Source organism: Acinetobacter sp. BWR-L5, assembly GCF_039655985.1.
GTDB lineage: Bacteria > Pseudomonadota > Gammaproteobacteria > Pseudomonadales > Moraxellaceae > Acinetobacter > Acinetobacter johnsonii.
Genome location: NZ_JAGFEV010000002.1, coordinates 153,192 through 170,508 on the forward strand (window position 1 = coordinate 153,192; position 17,317 = coordinate 170,508).

Annotated in this window: 13 protein-coding genes; 5 read left to right on the plus strand and 8 right to left on the minus strand. The window is 37.5% G+C overall.

All coding sequences use genetic code 11. The annotated features are described in order from the left end of the window. Nucleotides 1-2: 2 nt before the first annotated feature. The 4 genes from JZ787_RS04225 to JZ787_RS04240 all read right to left on the minus strand — a co-directional run bounded on the left by JZ787_RS04225 (nucleotide 3) and on the right by JZ787_RS04240 (nucleotide 4,026). A complete protein-coding gene (locus JZ787_RS04225) occupies nucleotides 3-947 on the minus strand; it encodes a TniB family NTP-binding protein (protein ID WP_346311752.1) in 945 nt (314 codons plus the stop codon). Further along, on the minus strand, nucleotides 934-2,814 hold the full coding sequence (locus tag JZ787_RS04230) for a Mu transposase C-terminal domain-containing protein (RefSeq protein WP_346311753.1): 1,881 nt from the start codon (nucleotides 2,812-2,814) through the stop codon (nucleotides 934-936). Before JZ787_RS04230 ends, JZ787_RS04225 begins: the two co-directional genes overlap by 14 nt. Nucleotide 2,815: 1 nt before the next feature. Next, nucleotides 2,816-3,520 (minus strand): hypothetical protein, encoded by a 705-nt coding sequence (locus JZ787_RS04235; protein WP_346311754.1) that lies wholly within the window; start codon nucleotides 3,518-3,520, stop codon nucleotides 2,816-2,818. 239 nt (nucleotides 3,521-3,759) lie between these two features. Beyond that, entirely contained in the window at nucleotides 3,760-4,026 is a 267-nt protein-coding gene (locus JZ787_RS04240) for a hypothetical protein (RefSeq protein ID WP_346311755.1), read from the minus strand. Nucleotides 4,027-4,173: 147 nt separating this feature from the next. Here JZ787_RS04240 and JZ787_RS04245 point away from each other — a divergent pair, with 147 nt between their 5' ends. Beyond that, entirely contained in the window at nucleotides 4,174-5,031 is an 858-nt protein-coding gene (locus JZ787_RS04245) for a hypothetical protein (RefSeq protein WP_346311756.1), read from the plus strand. A gap of 63 nt (nucleotides 5,032-5,094) precedes the next feature. Here JZ787_RS04245 and JZ787_RS04250 read toward each other — a convergent pair whose 3' ends face one another. Further along, on the minus strand, nucleotides 5,095-5,337 hold the full coding sequence (locus tag JZ787_RS04250; protein WP_346311757.1) for a transposase: 243 nt from the start codon (nucleotides 5,335-5,337) through the stop codon (nucleotides 5,095-5,097). A 103-nt stretch (nucleotides 5,338-5,440) separates the two neighbouring features. On the opposite strand from JZ787_RS04250, the gene JZ787_RS04255 reads away from it, so the two are divergent. Together JZ787_RS04255 and JZ787_RS04260 are read left to right on the plus strand one after the other, a co-directional pair. Further along, nucleotides 5,441-5,662, plus strand: coding sequence for a helix-turn-helix transcriptional regulator (locus JZ787_RS04255; protein WP_346311758.1), 222 nt, complete (start codon nucleotides 5,441-5,443; stop codon nucleotides 5,660-5,662). Nucleotides 5,663-5,821: 159 nt separating this feature from the next. Then, complete coding sequence (locus tag JZ787_RS04260; RefSeq protein ID WP_346311759.1) at nucleotides 5,822-9,631, plus strand: DUF4365 domain-containing protein; 3,810 nt, start codon at nucleotides 5,822-5,824, stop codon at nucleotides 9,629-9,631. 142 nt (nucleotides 9,632-9,773) lie between these two features. Here the strand turns inward: JZ787_RS04260 and JZ787_RS04265 are convergent, their stop codons facing one another. The 3 genes from JZ787_RS04265 to JZ787_RS04275 form a co-directional block, all read right to left on the minus strand. Further along, nucleotides 9,774-11,057 (minus strand): ribonucleotide-diphosphate reductase subunit beta, encoded by a 1,284-nt coding sequence (locus tag JZ787_RS04265; protein ID WP_094148766.1) that lies wholly within the window; start codon nucleotides 11,055-11,057, stop codon nucleotides 9,774-9,776. A gap of 137 nt (nucleotides 11,058-11,194) precedes the next feature. Continuing rightward, nucleotides 11,195-11,332: a hypothetical protein gene (locus JZ787_RS04270; protein ID WP_004695369.1), complete on the minus strand. Its 138-nt coding sequence runs from the start codon at nucleotides 11,330-11,332 to the stop codon at nucleotides 11,195-11,197. 124 nt (nucleotides 11,333-11,456) lie between these two features. Beyond that, nucleotides 11,457-14,288 carry a ribonucleoside-diphosphate reductase subunit alpha gene (locus tag JZ787_RS04275; protein ID WP_346311760.1) on the minus strand — a complete coding sequence of 944 codons (2,832 nt, stop codon included), beginning with the start codon at nucleotides 14,286-14,288 and terminating at the stop codon, nucleotides 11,457-11,459. Nucleotides 14,289-14,883: 595 nt separating this feature from the next. On the opposite strand from JZ787_RS04275, the gene bfmR reads away from it, so the two are divergent. After that, nucleotides 14,884-15,600 (plus strand): response regulator transcription factor BfmR, encoded by a 717-nt coding sequence (gene bfmR / locus JZ787_RS04280; RefSeq protein ID WP_004695375.1) that lies wholly within the window; start codon nucleotides 14,884-14,886, stop codon nucleotides 15,598-15,600. A gap of 36 nt (nucleotides 15,601-15,636) precedes the next feature. Then, nucleotides 15,637-17,301 (plus strand): sensor histidine kinase BfmS, encoded by a 1,665-nt coding sequence (bfmS, locus tag JZ787_RS04285; RefSeq protein WP_279732281.1) that lies wholly within the window; start codon nucleotides 15,637-15,639, stop codon nucleotides 17,299-17,301. Nucleotides 17,302-17,317: the final 16 nt, after the last annotated feature.

A 17,317-nucleotide genomic window follows, 5' to 3' on the forward strand; every position in this document is an offset into this window, starting at 1 on the left:
ATTTAATTCATTAATGAAGTGATCTGTGAGATGTTCATTTCAAAGGGGTTTTTATTTTGCTTACTAATGTATAACGTAATACCTAATTCCCAGGCGTAACTGAAATCATTCGAATTAATGATTTGTCGACCATCGCTTAAGGCATGCGTAATACTCTCTCGAATAAGGCTCATGATGTATGAGTGATAGCCTTTCGTAGCTAATTGAATTTGCATGCCTACGAGTTGGCTATCAAGTGCTGGTAAGAAAGAGATATTTTGCTTATGGAGTGTTCTTGAAACTTCAGCAAGAAATGCAAACATGCTTCCGCCCTTTGAGGGATCAACAATTAATGGGTTGAGGTGGTAAATAAAGGGAAATCTACGTGCAATTTGGCTATCGATTTGAAGTAGCGGTACAAACTCGGGTAAACCAACTAAACAAAAACTAATTCCAGTTCTATTCACTAAGGTTTTAAGCCAATTGCCTGTAGTCCGATTCATTCTTGTTGAGGTAGGTTTACGCTCGAATAAATGGTGGAATTCATCTAAGAAGATAAGCTTAGTTTCACACTGTTCAAGTAAGTGAATAAGTCTGCTTGTCAGGTATTCAGTTGTCCCATATCCATTTTCACAGGTAAGATCACCAAGCTCTTTGAGCATCATTATGGCTAATGACTTCACTGTAGCAGGTGAGGGTACTTCGACATAACATACAGGGATGATAGATTTCTTATGATCCTGTTCTATTCTTTCTGTACATGGCATTAGACTTAAGATTGCTTTGCACAAGGTCGTTTTACCTAGTCCTCCTTCCGCTAGTAACATACTTCCTACAGGTTCACTAAAAGAGATACTTCTTTTGACACAGTCCTGTATGCCAGTAAAAGCTGCCATAAACTCATTGGAAGTTATGACAATATTGTTAATAGATCGAATTTGTTCAAATCTATTTTCAAATTTTTCCATGTTTAATCACCTCCAAAGAACCAAATTGATTCGCAGGTGATGATGTATTTTTAGATGTAACTGATTGTTCTAAAATTTCGTCTTTTTCAGAAAACAATTGATCTTCAAGCTTTTTAAGCTGTTTTGGAAGTTCTAGAGTAAGAGGCTTTAATCTTGGTTTCTTTCTCACGAGATTACTTTGTATTTCATGCATCAGTTTATATAGATGATATAAATCTGACATTTGACCAAGCTTTTGCCTATCCGATTGAGATTGAAATTTTTTTAGTTTTTGAACTTCAAGGTGAGTTACTCGCGATAAACCAAATGTATAGTCTTGATTTGTTGAATCTGCTTGAATGACCACATCTTTATTATAAGGATCAATGACATAAACTTCATTTAAGTTTAAATCATCAATAAGTACAGTGACTTTCTTTATGCCTTGGGCTTGTAGCGTAGTGAGTGCGTGTGAGCAATAACTAATACCATCTATATTGACTTGACCGTGATTAATGCTTCTTTCAATAGGTCTACGACATAAAATTTTTGCATCTATTTCAGTGAAAAAACTGGGTCGAATATCCTCAATAGCATCTTGCCACATAATGAGAGGTGAGCGACCAGTCGTATGGTGAATAGATTTATGATAAATCTCATGAATCCATGTATTTATATATTGTTTTAATTGCTCTAAAGTTAGTTGAGCAACTTTACTTGAATTATATTCACCCTTATCTATTGGATTTGAGAATGTTGTTCCAGGAAGTTTTTGCAGAATTCCATGGGTCAACGTACTAAAAAAACGTTCGATATGTGGTTTATTATTTGGTGTACCAACTTGTGAAGGGGTTAATGTGATTTTCAGTTGTTCACATACTCTATTGAGTGAGTTGTTTTTAAATTCAACCCCATTATCTGGAATGATAATACTAGGAATTCCTCCTGGCAGCTTTTGATTTGGCCTCGTAATCATGTCCTTAATAACTTCTAATGTTGTAGCAGCACTAGGGGGATACATATTAATATAAGTGCCAACAATTGCTCTTGAATAAACGTCAATTGCACAAGCAAGAAATGGTCGTCCTAAAGCAATCTTACTCTTTGGATCGACTATAATAATATCGAGATAATGTGTATCGATTTCGACCATATAAAGAGCAAAAGGGCTAATGATACTTTTGCCAGCAGCTTGAAATTTTCTCTTCGCTACTCGGGACCCTTTCTTTATTTTTAATTCAATATAAGGGTCCAACTTTTTGATATGGCGTTGAATGCTTCTAAGTGTTGGTAATTGCTCTAATGGAATACCTTGTTCCATGAATCGACCAAGCATATAGGCTTGTACGTCTCTACCACTTCTGTATTCGGGCTTTAAATAAACCTCATTGATTGCTTGATTCAGGATTTGGTATACCTCAGGTGGAAATCTTAAATGATGATTGCCTTTATATTTATCTTGTAAGCACAGCTTATTTTGCGAAAAATTCTTATATTTAGTAATCCACCTTGCTACAGTACGGCAGGAAGGAGGGTTGGGATCTTTAATTTCAGTGGAGATTTGCTGAATGAGTTTTGATAGATGTTGAGGGCTCGTCGGGGATTTTAGAACTTGAAGTGCACTAATGACATAGCGCTCTTTACGGTGTATTTCTGAGTTATATTTAGGGTTGATCATCAGCTTATTAGGTGCAAATATGCATAGAATTTCACCGTTTTTGTAGCGGTTATCAAATTCATTAGGGGTTATTGAAAATGACTTTCCACCAGCAATTGCTGCATATCGTATGGAGTTATAGGTTACAGAGCCAATTTCAAAAATATAATCGGGATGTTCTTTAAAATAAAAACGAAAACCTGGCTGTGGGATCAAAAGTGAGTTATCCATGTTAATAGGCCTCTCTGCTTTTTTGTTTGTCTGTGCTAATCGCAATTTTTTGATGAAAAAATAAATAATCTGCTAGTTCTTGTTTGAGGCCGATTGATTCAAGAGTTCTATAGGCTTGATTTGAGTTATCAAATTCTTTGAGCTTCAACTGATCTATAGCGTAATTGATTTCAAAAGTATTCCAGTTGAATCGATGTCCTCTTTGATACCAATAAAGTAATTGGGAAATCTCTGATTCACTTGGTAAGTCGGTGTGGTCTATTAGCTTAAAAGTAATATCAATTGAGTGAAGTAGATCTGAGAGTATTGCAAAGCGGTTTAAGTCATCTGCTGATAATGATGCTATGGATGGTTTTACTTCGTGGACCTCATAACAACCATCGTTGGTTTGAACCAAAAAATCTGGAAAACAATACTGTTTATTTATAAGTAAAATTTTTAATGCTTGTGAGCGATAATTAATGATGTTTTGATCTTGTTCTAAGCGAATCGCATGAGCAAGTTCAAGACGGCTTTCTAGTGGTATCGCACCACAACACTTTTCACTGGGGAAAAGAGATGTTCGGCGACCAAAAGCACCTTGATGGATTTTACGTTGTCCATGAAGTGTAGCTGCTACATTTGCCGTTGATTCAAAGGCAATCCTGATTTGTTCGAGGATGTTTGTTTGAATATCATTTTTTGAAAAAACTGTTTTATAAGACATATCTGTTCATCCAGAAGTAATCTTATTCTCATTAGATATTTGAGAATGAATTAATCTGCACTATTGCGATGGAATAGCGGTTACTTGACTGGTGACGATATAGAGAAGATACTATGATTCTCAGGTCTTTATATTCTTCTATATAAAGTCACAAACGGATCCTTTTTAGGGTCCGTTTTTTATTGATTTTTTTCTAACTGTTCATGAGCACTCCAAGGCAATTTTTGAATTTTGATAATTTAGTGTCTATCTTGAGAATCTAAAGATGAATTTCTTTGATTTGCTAGCCATGCAGCAACATCAGTTGCTAATGCAAATTTCCCTCGACGATTCGGGATACTAAAAACAGGAACAGGGACGGTTTTACGTGTTAAAGCTTGGCGAAAAGCTTCTGTTGATTTGTAGCCCAAAGCGATTCGTAGAGCATCATCTGCCATTAGGGGGCCGTAACGGTCAAATAGTTCTTTTTCTATTGATGCCGCATCAACTAAAAGGTGGATTTCCATTGAGTTCCTGGTAGTAACCTGTCACAACAAAAGCTTATACTTGGGTTCAGGGGTACACAAGTTGAATAAATTACTAAACTTTTTCCGAAAATATTTTGTTAAGCATTTGAGTTTTATCTATTAATTTTTATTTTTGCGGATTTTGTTTTGAAAAACGAAAATATTGGAAAAGTCAGAAGTAATAAGCGGGATAAGGTAGATCAGCTACGGGTATCCGTGTGGTATTCACATATAAAGCAACGCTTGGCAACAAATACACCGTCTCAAATAGCCAGAATAATTGAACCTGATAAAATTAGAGTTGTAGATGGATATATAACTGATAACGATAAGAAGTGGCGAAACTATAAGAATGGTTTGAATGTTCCTAATCCAAAGCTTATAGATAAAGCTGAATCAATTGTTCAAGGAAGCTCATTGATAATTAATCATGTACTTTGGCAAGCTATGAGGGGCTCAGTCGATATCGACTTACTGTTACAACAAAGTATTGGGAAACTGTCATGGGAAGTTCAGAGGGTACTTTATAAGTCGAAAAAATACGATTTTGATAGAAAATTAGTTGCTAACTTATCGTCTAAAAAACTGATGCAACTTGAGCGTTTAGCTGGATTAGATGCTTTAGCTGCACTTGTTATTTATCTACGTGTAGGTATCGTTGAAGGTAAGAGTATTTTAGAGATAAGTAGAGCAATTTATCGAACCTTACTTATTGTTTGCTCTAAATATCCATATTTTTATCATAGCGGAAGTTTCATCTTATTGATGAAATCATGCGTTTTTTCTTTAGTTGAGTCTAAAGACTCAATATTAGGTGAAAGCTGTAAAGAAAACTTTCTAATGGATCTACAAATATTAAGGAGCCAATTTTCAAAGATGGGGAATGGAAAATTGGCTGATTATACTTGGAAAGAAGAAGTTAGGGTCTCATCAGATTTTTTGGAGAAAGTCAGGTTTCATAATCTCTTTGAAGAATCACATATCATGACAGTAGAAGCTATCTAAAATCCTTTATATGTAAATTATCTGTGTAATAGACATGCGAGATTTAGATGAGATGAGAGAACCTTACATTTCTAGGCGTTTAGACAGTCTTTCTTCAGCATACATTTGTTTGAGAGCTAAATTTTCTTGTTCCAATTTATCTAAGCGAATAAGAATTTGCTCATTAATATCTATATAACTTGCCTTCCAGCGATAGAAAGTTGCCACACTGATTTTGTACTCTTCGCAAATCTGTTCGACAGTTGCACCAGCTAAATTCTTTTTAACAATACTGTTGATTTTAGCTACAGAAAATTTTTGCTTCACAGTAAATTCCTAAGGTACTGTTCATTAAATTTCTATAAACAGATAGGGTTAAAATAAAAATATCCTATTTTGGGATATTTTTAATTGTAACTGATATTGAGCCATGCGCTCAATACACGATCCTAGGTATCAAGACCTAATTAAAAAACTTATAGAACTCCGTGAGTCCAAAGATGTGACTCAGGTTGAACTTGCACGTCGTTTGAATAAGCCTCAATCGTACGTTTCCAAAGTTGAAATCTTAGAAAGAAGACTTGATGTGATTGAATTAATAGATTGGTTAAAAATTTTACAAGTAGAATTAAATAACTTCCTCAATTACTAAAATAAAGCTCTTTGTGTCATAAATTCTATTGAGGTTTTATGAACTTTATAAATAAGAAGAACTTTTACTGCTAGTACGACTTGACGATAAATTAAGTCTTTATTTTTGATATTATTCTATTAATTAAATATTTAAATAATTGGAATAGGGCTCCAAAATATGGAAAATTTACCAAAAGAGGGGCGTAGTCAAGAAATAGGTCGTTTGGCCGCAAGAGCATTAGGGATTAAATTGCCTAAATCCTGGATTGAAACCCCATTAGCTGGCGACACAGATTTCGGTATTGATTATACGATTCAACTAAAATCTAATGAAAACTACGTGAAATATAGTTTTTATTTGCAATTAAAAGGTACTACGGTTCCATCTTATAGCACTGATAAGACTTTTATTTCATATGATTTTAATGTTTCGACTCTAAATAGTTATCGTCAACAAGAACCTTTAGTAATGGTTGCTGTGGTTGATTTGAGTGAAAATGAGGAAGATCTGCCAAATTGCCCAATTTTTTTTTTTTGGTTAGAAGAGGAATGGTTTTCAACAAATGAACATAAGTTAAAGACTCAAAGTACTATTACGATTAGAATTCCTGTAAATAATATTTTACATACTTCTTTAGATGTTTATGAATATTATTCAAACAGAATTTTAGAAAAATTTGCAGTTACAGAATTAAAAAAGAAGATTCAGATTCCAAATAAGACTTCGGTGGAAAGCATTGAGCTATTCACAAACGCTATAGTTGAAAAACCATTAATATTGAAAAGTATTGAAAAGCAAAGTGAAGCTCCATGGATTGATAATCCTAAAGGAGAAGTATCAACAGATTTGAAGAATTGCTCAGATTGCTTATCAAATAATCGTATAAATGATGCGAAAGAAATCTTGAATAAGTTAGATCTTAAAAAGGATCTATTTAGTGCACATGAGTCAGCAGAATTCTATTACCAAAAAGGTAATATATTGTCTTGTGAAGGTTTTTTTGATGATGCCGAAACACACTTTGAATTAGCATATAAGCAAAATTTGAAGAATCGTTATCGTCTTGCCTACTTAGAGTCTAAATTTAAACTGGATTCCATGCCTTCACATGTTGAGCTTGAAAAACTTATTGAAGTTTTAAACGAACATGATTTTCAAGAATGTTCACTCAAAGCTAAATCGCTTGCAATTTTAGGGAGATCTCCAGAAGCACTTCAAATGCTTAGAAATAAGCATCCTAATGAAATCATGATGCAAATGGTTGTTTGTACTCTTGGTGAACTGTATGAAGATCTAGATAGTTTAATTGAAAAAAATATTGTTGATGAATTTGAAGATGAGCGAAAAAAATATATTTTTAATTCATTAGCAGCTCGAAGATACTTTCATAAATCGTCAAATCAGATAGGGGTGGGTGGGGATATTCTCCCTTTTCAAGGCCATCCGGACTACGATATTGATGGAATGAAATTATCTTATAGCTTTATCAAAAAAGCATGGAGTGCTGCTAGAAAATTAGGTTATCCACATGATGTGACTATTCTAATGGATATTAGCTGCTTAGTTTATGGATACTTTAATAATTTATCAGACTTAGGTTTCTATATTGAGGAAATTTTGGCTGAAAGACCTAACCATTCAGAAATAATAAGATTATATATTCGCATATTATTTAATATCAGAGAATATAAGAGAACACTAGAGTTAGTAGAAAAATTAGACACTTTAGATGTTGATGAATGTGGAATACAGATTCTTTCCTACTATCATTCTGGGAAGTCGAAACAATGTTTAGGTTTAATAGAGAAGTATGAAAGTATCCTATTAAGTTCCCCGAGAGAGAATACTCCAGCAATTTTTTGTATAGGGATTGAAATAGCTGAAGCAACTTTTCAAAAAGCATTAGTTGAAAGATATGAAAATATCATTAAATCATTGCCTAACGGAGAGGCTTTTATAGCTATTCAGAAGTTTGTTTCGGAATCAAACTTGGATAAGACTCGGGGCAAGGAAGTTGCTCAAGATTTATATCAAACTTACTTGAAGCTTGGTAAGCCATTCGTAATTGCAGAACAATTATTGTCCTATTTAGATCCTAAACATGAACAAACCGCAAACCAAATAATTGAACTTTCAGAGCATGTTTTAAGTGTAAGAGAACTTAGTAAGAATAGATATTTGGATTTAGCCCAGGCTTTTTTTACTACAGAACGATGGCAAGAAGCTGAGACCTTAGCTGAAAAAAATATAGCTAAAGGTATAGCTGTTTCTAGATGGAAGTTAGTACAAGCTGCTGCCCTACAAAATCAAGGTAAAGTTGGGATTGCTTATAAGACTATTAAAGATGTTATAAAGTCAGAAGATATAGGCAGAGAAGAACAAGAATTCTTTATTTCTTTATCTCTTTCACTTGGTCTAATTGATAATGTAGTTGATTTTCTTGAAGAAAACCTATCCAATTCAACTAATACTCAAAATATAATTTTAACTATTAGACGTCTTATCGCTGTCTATATTAATAGACCTGAATATGACTCAAAGCTTAAGACTGCAATTTTAAAATACGGTGCCTTAATAGACCCAACTAACTGCGAACAAGAAGGTGATTATTTACAACTATGTATGTTATATGCTCCTTTTGAAAGTGATGAACAAATTAAGAATTATCAAGAAAGATGTAATAAATATTTTGCTACCTTTCCTAATTCAACAGTTCTCAGACGAGCAAATGTAGATGCTGAGGAAGGAGCTGAATCTTTATTAACGGCTTTAAGGCAATTAACAGGAGTTACTGCAGAGCAAGAAGAACTTTGGGAGAGTAATAAACAAAAGTTAAGAAATAGGGAGCTTCCTATACCATTTTTCATGCGTGGACATTTTTTGCAGAATACACGAGATGTTTATACCACATGGGTATTATCAAAATGTTCTAAAGAGGAAGAGTTGGAGTTTAGAGTCATACATGCTCCTCAGATGGAAAAAAGTAAGTTCAAAGAATTGATTGATACTTCGGATACTATTTTATTTGAGGAAACATCATTATTAATTCTAAATGATTTAAATATGCTAGATGAATTTTTAAAAGTATTGCCAAAGTTTTCTATTATTGATTCAGTGTTTAAAAAGATAAATTTGAGTACTCATGAACCAATATCTATTAATGGTCAGGTATCTGGTTCAATTTTAAAAGCAATCCAAAATAATATAGAAAAATTAAAATTAATTAATGATGATGAGGCAAATTTTTTTAAATATGACTATGCTTTAAAGGATAAAGAAGGTTTACTGTTGACCGATGACTTATATTTGACTTGGTTTATACAGGAAAAGAATCCAAATATTTTATTCGGGAATGTTTTTAATATATTGGAATTTCTTTATGATAAAGATATTTTAAATGAAAATGAGTTCTATAAAAAAATAATAGATAGCTTTTCTCTTGGAATTATTGATATAAATTTAGGGGCGGATTTGCTTGGAAAAACTATTAACTATTATTTAGGTTTACCAGAGGTTTTAAGTTATGAGGATACTCATTTTAAATTAATTTTTGATAATTTGATTAGCCGAAATACTGATTTCAGGTCTAAACAAAAGTTATTTTTAGAAATGTTTAATTGTGTTGATATACATAATTTATCATCTGATGCTTTATTGAGCCTCATTAGTAAACTATTGGAATTTAATCCTTTAGTTGATCCACAAAAAATTGTTGAAACTTGGTTTATTTATTGTGGGTTGAGAAGAGAGGTAATAAAAGATATAGATACTTCGATAAGTATCGTACACGAAGCTTTGTGGTTTAAGTATAAAGACCTAATGGAAAAGTTGAACTCATCAACTTGTTCTTCTAAAGTATTATTAGATAATATAATTAGAATAATTAAAAGCTTAGATGGAAATATTAGCATACTAGCTTTTGATAATTTAACTTCTTGTTTTTCTCTGGACTCAAGTGAATATAAATATTTGGAAACTCTAATTTAGAGTTGGACAAAAAATAGAGCCATTAAGGCTCTATTTTTTTTGACAAACAATGCGTCGTTCTTTGACAAACAATGCGTCGTTCTTTGACAAACAATGTGTCGTAATTGACAAACCTTGTGTCGCGTGACGGTGACGTTTTACCTTACCAGCTCAACGCACCGCCAGTTTGATAGTCTGTTACACGTGTTTCGAAGAAATTCTTCTCTTTACGCAAGTCCATCATTTCAGACATCCACTGGAACGGGTTGCTCACACCAGCAAACTGCTCAGGCAAACCTAACTGAGCTAAACGGCGGTTACAAATGAATTTCAAGTATTCTTCCATCATCGCAGCATTCATACCCAATACACCACGTGGCATAGTGTCACGCGCATATTCGATTTCAAGCATCGTACCTTCAAGAATCATTTGAACGATTTCTTCTTGGAATTCAGCAGTCCATAAGCTTGGGTTTTCGATCTTGATTTGGTTAATCATGTCGATACCAAAGTTCAAGTGCATCGACTCATCACGTAAAATGTATTGGAATTGCTCAGCAACACCATTCATCTTATTACGGCGGCCCATCGACAAGATTTGGCTGAAACCACAGTAGAAGAAGATCCCTTCAAGAACACAGTAGAACGCGATCAAGTTTCGAAGCAAAATTTGGTCGTTTTCAGGTGTACCAGTTTGGAAAGTAGGATCACTTAAAGACTGCGTATATTTCAAGCCCCAAGCTGCTTTACGCGCAACTGATGGAACTTCGCGGTACATGTTGAAGACTTCGCCTTCATCCATACCTAAAGATTCGATACAGTATTGGTAAGCGTGAGTATGAATAGCTTCTTCAAATGCTTGGCGCAGAATGTACTGACGGCATTCAGGGTTGGTAATGTGACGGTAAATCGCCAACACCAAGTTGTTTGCAACCAATGAATCTGCTGTAGAGAAGAAACCAAGAGAGCGCATAACAATGGTACGTTCGTCTTCAGTTAAGCCATTTTCAGACTTCCAAAGCGCGATGTCATGGTTCATGTTTACTTCTTGTGGCATCCAGTGGTTTGCACAACCATCTAGATATTTTTGCCAAGCCCATTCGTATTTGAACGGTACAAGTTGGTTTAAGTCCGCACGACAGTTAATCATCGCTTTGTCGTCAACCTGTACACGTTGCGCACCCATTTCTAGTTCTTCTAGACCTGGAGCAACATCTAAGCTTTCTAAGGCGTTAGATGCTCTTGCCAACGGATCGGCTGAATTTGTTGATCGGCTTCGAGGGGTTGAAGCGGGTTGTGCAGTTGCCACATTCTTCTGTGGTTGCTCTGCAGCAGATACCATCTGCGGATTAGCCGCTTTTTGCGGTTCGACGGGCGCAGACTTGTGTTCAGGTGCAGCCGGTTTTTGCGAATCATCTTCGAAATCGTCCCAACTTAGGATAGACATATCAATTCTCTCTACGTTGCTTTATATCTTTTATCGACATCCAGCAATGCTGAGATGTCTTACTATACGCTTAATTTGTGAAAGCAAAATTAAGTTTTGCCAATCGTTGTTCTAAAACTGAGCATAGAACGTGATTCTCACGACTTATTTTGCTTTCGCTTTTTGCTTTGGTTTGCTTTTACCCAAAAGTAGGCAATCGGCATATAAAACAAAACCACAAAGGAAATCACCAAGGTCGCAAGACCTAACATATAGTTATGTGTCATATGGAGCATGGTGATTTCCTAGGTTGTCTTTAATTTTTTAATCTCCCTAAATCCCTCTTTTAAAAGAAGGACTTTCACACCTCAATAAGTTTGGTGTAATTCCCCTCCTTTTAGGAGGGGTTAGGGGAGGTTATTACTGACAAGCCTCACAGTCTGGATTGTCAATTGAACACGCCATTGGCACTGGAGCTGCTTGACCGAAGCCTTCATCTTCAGCAACCACTTCTGGTTTAACTTCCTGAGCAACTGCTGCAACAGGCGCTGCCGTTACCGTTGCAGGTTTTACTGCATTCAATGCACCAGTGTTAATGGTTGATTTCTCAGCAGAAGTTGCACCTAAAGCTCGGAGGTAATACGTCGTTTTCAGACCACGTAACCAAGCCATTTTATAGGTCAAGTCCAGTTTCTTACCGTTTGCACCAGAGATGTAAAGGTTTAAAGACTGCGCTTGATCGATCCATTTTTGACGACGTGATGCAGCATCCACAATCCAGCGTGGCTCAACTTCAAATGCCGTCGCGAAGATTGCTTTAAGCTCTTCAGGAATACGAGAAATCTTTTGAACTGAACCTTCGAAGTGTTTCAGATCATTCACCATCACAGAGTCCCACAGACCACGGTCTTTCAACGCACGTACTAGGTACGGGTTGATCACTGTGAATTCACCTGATAGGTTCGATTTTACATATAAGTTTTGGAATGTTGGCTCAATCGATTGAGACACACCACAAATGTTCGAAATGGTTGCAGTCGGTGCAATGGCCATAACGTTTGAGTTACGCATACCGTCTTTTTGAACTTTGGCACGTAAAGTGTCCCAGTCCAAACGTTGAGTGCAGTCAACTTCAAACATACGTTCAGGACGTGTTTTAGCAACAAGGTCTAGCGAGTCAATTGGCAGGATACCTTGATCCCACAGTGAACCTTTGAATGTCTCATAAGTACCACGTTCAACAGCCAAATCACTTGATGTTGAAATTGCGTAGTAGCTGATCACTTCCATCGATTCATCAGCAAAGTCTACTGCTGCATCAGAACCATAAGCGAGTTGCATTTCATACAGCGCATCTTGGAAGCCCATGATACCCATACCCACTGGGCGGTGTTTCAAGTTCGAGTTTTTCGCTTGAGGTACAGCGTAGTAGTTAATGTCGATCACGTTATCGAGCATACGAACCGCTGTTTTTACTGTACGTGCAAGCTTTTCACGGTCTAACACACCACCTTGAACGTGTTGTACAAGGTTGATCGAACCTAAGTTACATACCGCAATTTCATCTTTGCTTGTATTTAATGTGATTTCTGTACACAAGTTAGAAGAGTGAACTACACCAACGTGTTGTTGTGGTGAACGTAAGTTACATACGTCTTTGAATGTGATCCACGGGTGACCTGTTTCAAACAACATCGACAGCATTTTGCGCCACAAATCTTTTGCACGGATTTTCTTGTGCAACATGTTTGTTTCTTTCGCAATCGCTTCGTAGTGTGCATAACGCTCAGCGAATTCTGCACCCATTAAGTCGTGTAGGTCTGGTGTTTCAGACGGCGTGAACAGTGTCCATTCAGCATCTTCAAAAACACGTTGCATAAATAAGTCAGGAACCCAGTTCGCGGTGTTCATGTCATGCGTACGGCGACGGTCATCACCCGTGTTTTTACGCAGCTCTAGGAACTCTTCGATGTCCAAGTGCCAAGTTTCAAGGTATGCACACACAGCACCTTTACGCTTACCACCTTGGTTAACTGCAACAGCAGTATCGTTCGCCACTTTAAGGAATGGAACAACACCTTGTGACTTACCGTTTGTACCTTTGATATATGAGTTCAAGGCACGAACTGGCGTCCAGTCATTACCTAAACCGCCTGCCCATTTAGATAGCATTGCGTTATCACGCATAGCGCCATAAATGTCATATAGGTCATCATCAATGGTCGTTAAATAGCAGCTTGATAACTGTGGACGTAGCGTACCTGAGTTAAACAGGGTAGGCGTAGACGCCATGTAATCGAAGCTAGACAATAAGTTGTAGAACTCGATTGCACGTTCTTCACGGTTTGCTTCGTTGAGTGAAAGACCCATCGAAACACGCATGAAGAATAATTGTGGTAATTCGAAACGTACGCCATCTGAGTGGATGAAGTAACGGTCAAATAATGTTTGTAGACCTAGGTACGTAAATTGGTTTGAACGCTCTGGTTGAATCGCTGCGGCCAATTTCGCAAGGTCAAAGTTGAGAAGTTCTGGTGAAAGTAGGTCTAGCTCAATACCTTTCTTCAGGAAAGTTTCTAAAGCATCGCCTTCAGCGGTGTCTTCAGACAAGCCAAGGAAAGTTAAACCAGTTGCGACCAATTCATCACGAAGTAGGCGAGCTGTCACGTAGGTATAGTTTGGTTCTTGTTCGATACGGGTACGTGTTGCCATCATCATCGTGGTTGCGATGTCAGACGCTTTTACACCGTTGTAAAGGTTTTTAATGGTTTCATCGATGATCGCTTGAACATTGATGCCTTCTAAACCTTCAGCCGCTTTGGTTACAGTCGCTTCAAGCTTACGCATGTCAAGCGGTTGAAGCTGACCATTGGCGTCAGTGATTTGTAAGGTTGGGTGATGGTTTTCACCTGCTTGTTTACGAGCATCAGCACGTTGATCGCGGTAGATGACATACGCACGAGCAACTTTCTGTTCACCTGTACGCATTAGCGCAAGTTCAACTTGGTCTTGGATTTCTTCGATGTGAATTGTACCGCCAGAAGGTAGGCGGCGACTGAACGTATTTAATACCATCTCGGTAAGTTGAGAAATACGATCGTGGATGCGGCTTGAGTCAGCACTTTGTTGGCCTTCAACAGCCAAAAATGCCTTACCAATGGCAACAGAGATTTTTTCTGCGTCAAAGCTGGCAACATCTCCAGTGCGTTTAATCACCTGAATTTGACCAGGGGTTGAATTCGATACGCTCATGCTAGCATAGCTCCATTTTGTCATCTATTTTTATGTCTATGGACCGTTTGAACTGGGCAATTTTTATGCCACAGTGTTTGAGGTTTAAACACAAGACCTAGTGGTTTAAAAATTAATTGAACACAAGATACGGGAAAATTCAGGGTAGATCAATATTGACATTTTATTAAATATTTTGATCGATCTGGTCTCGAAAAGATCTCAAAAAGATCCCTTTTTTATGATTCTTGTATTAAGCCTTATTAGACAAGGCGATAGCATAACAAAGCTCGGTTTAAGTGCTTATAGATAACATTGTGGATAAGTTCAAAACAGACGAATGAGTGAGTTATAAACTGTTCAAACAGTGATTTGGTATGAAAAATCGCCATTTTGTAAAGAAACGTTTCTTTTGCTTTGGTTGGATATACAGCAAACGCGAGAAAGCGCTCATTTGGAGGCTAAAAAAATGTATAACAAAATGCTACTTTGATGTATCAGTTTGGTGAACAAGATCTTGTTTACAATGTAAACGTGTGTATATTGCAAAATATATCAGAGCGTATCCCTTGGATTTTAAAGGATACGTTAAGTCGTCAAAATAAAGGGGCACTCCATGAGCCAAGAAGAAAAGTTACCAAAAATTTTAATCGTAGAAGACGATGAGCGCCTAGCTCGCTTAACTCAAGAGTACCTGATCCGTAATGGTCTTGAGGTTGGGGTAGAACCCGATGGTAACCGTGCCATTCGCCGTATTATTGCAGAACAACCCGATATGGTGGTGTTGGATGTGATGCTTCCAGGTGCAGATGGTTTAACCATTTGCCGTGAAGTTCGTCCACATTATCACCAACCGATTTTGATGTTGACTGCACGTACCGAAGATATGGATCAAGTGCTTGGTCTAGAAATGGGTGCAGATGACTATGTGGCAAAACCAGTTCAGCCACGTGTTTTACTTGCGCGTATTCGTGCTTTATTACGTCGTACAGACAAAGCACCTGAAGATGAAGTTGCACAGCGTATTGAATTTGATGATCTGGTGATCGATAACGGTGGTCGTTCCGTGACTTTAAATGGTGAGTTGGTTGACTTTACCAGCGCTGAATATGACTTATTGTGGTTGTTGGCTTCAAATGCAGGTCGCATTCTTTCTCGCGAAGACATTTTCGAACGCTTACGTGGTATCGAATATGACGGTCAAGACCGTTCAATTGATGTGCGTATTTCGCGTATTCGTCCAAAAATTGGTGATGATCCTGAAAATCCAAAACGTATTAAAACGGTACGTAGTAAAGGCTACTTATTTGTAAAAGAAACCAATGGTCTTTAAGCCGTTTATTTGATTCGTTAAAACGGGACATTTTTAGTGTTCAAACACAGTATATTCTTGCGTATCTATGCTGGGCTGGTAGTGCTGGTCGCTATTGTTGCCCTCATGGGATATTTGCTTGTACAAATTATTAACTATCAGCGAGTGCAAGAATATCGCGAGTCTTTGACGGACGGGATTTCCTTTATTATTAGTGAAGGTGTATCCCGTCAGACCAATGCACAGCAAAAAGCAGACTGGATTTCAGATGCTTCAGATTTGCTTGAGCTGCCGATTAATATGATCCCTGCCAATAAGGTTGATTTGAGTCGTGCAGAGTTAAAACGGATCAGTGAGCGTAAAGCGGCTGTGCGTTATGATGCGCAAACGCAAGTGGCGTACTTGATCATTGGTCTAAAAGATGATCCGAAACATTTACTGTATATTAAAGTAGATAAGATTGGTGAGCTGCAAATGAAAGCACTCCCGATTTTTATCCTAGATTATCTGGTGTATTACCCAGGTCAAGAAGAAGAGTACTTGGAAAAAGTACAGAAACATTTCTCTTATCCTGTGCAGATTGAAGAAGTACAAAATCTGGCTTTAGAGTCGGAGCAGATTGGTCGTTTGCGTTTAGATCATAGCGTGATCTTATATCGTGATAGTGCTTCTGTGCGTGGTACCACCATTTCTATTGTGTCTCCACCTTTACCAAGTTCACCGAGCAAGGTTTTGGTATTGGGGCCTGTGCCTATTTTCAACTGGATGCCGTTTCAGCTCGCAGCAGGGATTACCTTGCTGAGCCTGTTTGTACTCAGTTTGGGGGTGTATGGCTTGCTTGTACCGATGCAGCGTAAACTGCGTGAGGTCAATTACGGTTTAAACCGTATGAAAGCAGGTGATATGACCCTACGTTTGCCTGTCGATGGCACGGATGAAATGGCCAGTCTAGCCAATAGCTATAACAGCATGTCAGACCATATTCAGCGACTTATCGAGGCGCAGCGCGAACTGATGCGTGCGGTATCACATGAGCTTCGTACGCCTGTTGCTCGGATACGTTTTGGTATGGAAATGTTGGCTGAAGAAGACGATTATGAATACCGCCTTCAACAAGTCGATATGATTGATAAAGACATTGAGGCTTTAAATACCTTAATTGATGAAATCATGACCTACGCCAAGTTAGAGCAGGGCACACCATCACTTGATATTGAAAACATTGTATTGTTTGAAGTCTTAGATCAGGTGGTGGTTGAGACGGAAGCACTAAAAACCCAGAAAGAAATTCATTTAAATGCTCCTCCTTTAACCTTAAAAGTTGAAGCTGAACGTCGTTATTTACACCGCGTGGTGCAGAACTTGGTTGGTAATGCGGTTCGTTATGGCGACCATCAGGTGCTGGTCAGTGGTGGTATTAATGACAGCGGTATGGCCTATGTTTGTGTTGAAGATGACGGGCCCGGTATTCCAGAAGACGAGCGAGAGCGCGTTTTTGAAGCCTTTGCACGTTTGGATGATAGCCGGACGCGAGCATCGGGTGGCTATGGTTTAGGTTTGTCGATTGTGAGCCGAATTGCCTATTGGTTTGGTGGTAGCGTTAAAGTGGATCAGAGTCCAAGTCTCGGTGGTGCACGTTTTACCATGACATGGCCGGCACATCGCTTTAGTAAGTCTAAAAAGAAGTATAGTGTTAAAGATAATACAGACTCAAAAAGCTAAGCATTAAAAAAGCACC

What these genes read in the sequence shown, in the direction of transcription:
- JZ787_RS04240 (WP_346311755.1), bottom strand. Translation starts at nt 4,026, where the DNA reads ATGGAAATCCACCTTTTAGTTGATGCGGCATCAATAGAAAAAGAACTA.
- JZ787_RS04275 (WP_346311760.1), bottom strand. Translation starts at nt 14,288, where the DNA reads ATGAGCGTATCGAATTCAACCCCTGGTCAAATTCAGGTGATTAAACGC.
- JZ787_RS04255 (WP_346311758.1), top strand. Translation starts at nt 5,441, where the DNA reads ATGCGCTCAATACACGATCCTAGGTATCAAGACCTAATTAAAAAACTT.
- JZ787_RS04270 (WP_004695369.1), bottom strand. Translation starts at nt 11,332, where the DNA reads ATGCTCCATATGACACATAACTATATGTTAGGTCTTGCGACCTTGGTG.
- JZ787_RS04235 (WP_346311754.1), bottom strand. Translation starts at nt 3,520, where the DNA reads ATGTCTTATAAAACAGTTTTTTCAAAAAATGATATTCAAACAAACATC.
- JZ787_RS04265 (WP_094148766.1), bottom strand. Translation starts at nt 11,057, where the DNA reads ATGTCTATCCTAAGTTGGGACGATTTCGAAGATGATTCGCAAAAACCG.
- JZ787_RS04225 (WP_346311752.1), bottom strand. Translation starts at nt 947, where the DNA reads ATGGAAAAATTTGAAAATAGATTTGAACAAATTCGATCTATTAACAAT.
- JZ787_RS04230 (WP_346311753.1), bottom strand. Translation starts at nt 2,814, where the DNA reads ATGGATAACTCACTTTTGATCCCACAGCCAGGTTTTCGTTTTTATTTT.
- bfmR (WP_004695375.1), top strand. Translation starts at nt 14,884, where the DNA reads ATGAGCCAAGAAGAAAAGTTACCAAAAATTTTAATCGTAGAAGACGAT.
- JZ787_RS04260 (WP_346311759.1), top strand. Translation starts at nt 5,822, where the DNA reads ATGGAAAATTTACCAAAAGAGGGGCGTAGTCAAGAAATAGGTCGTTTG.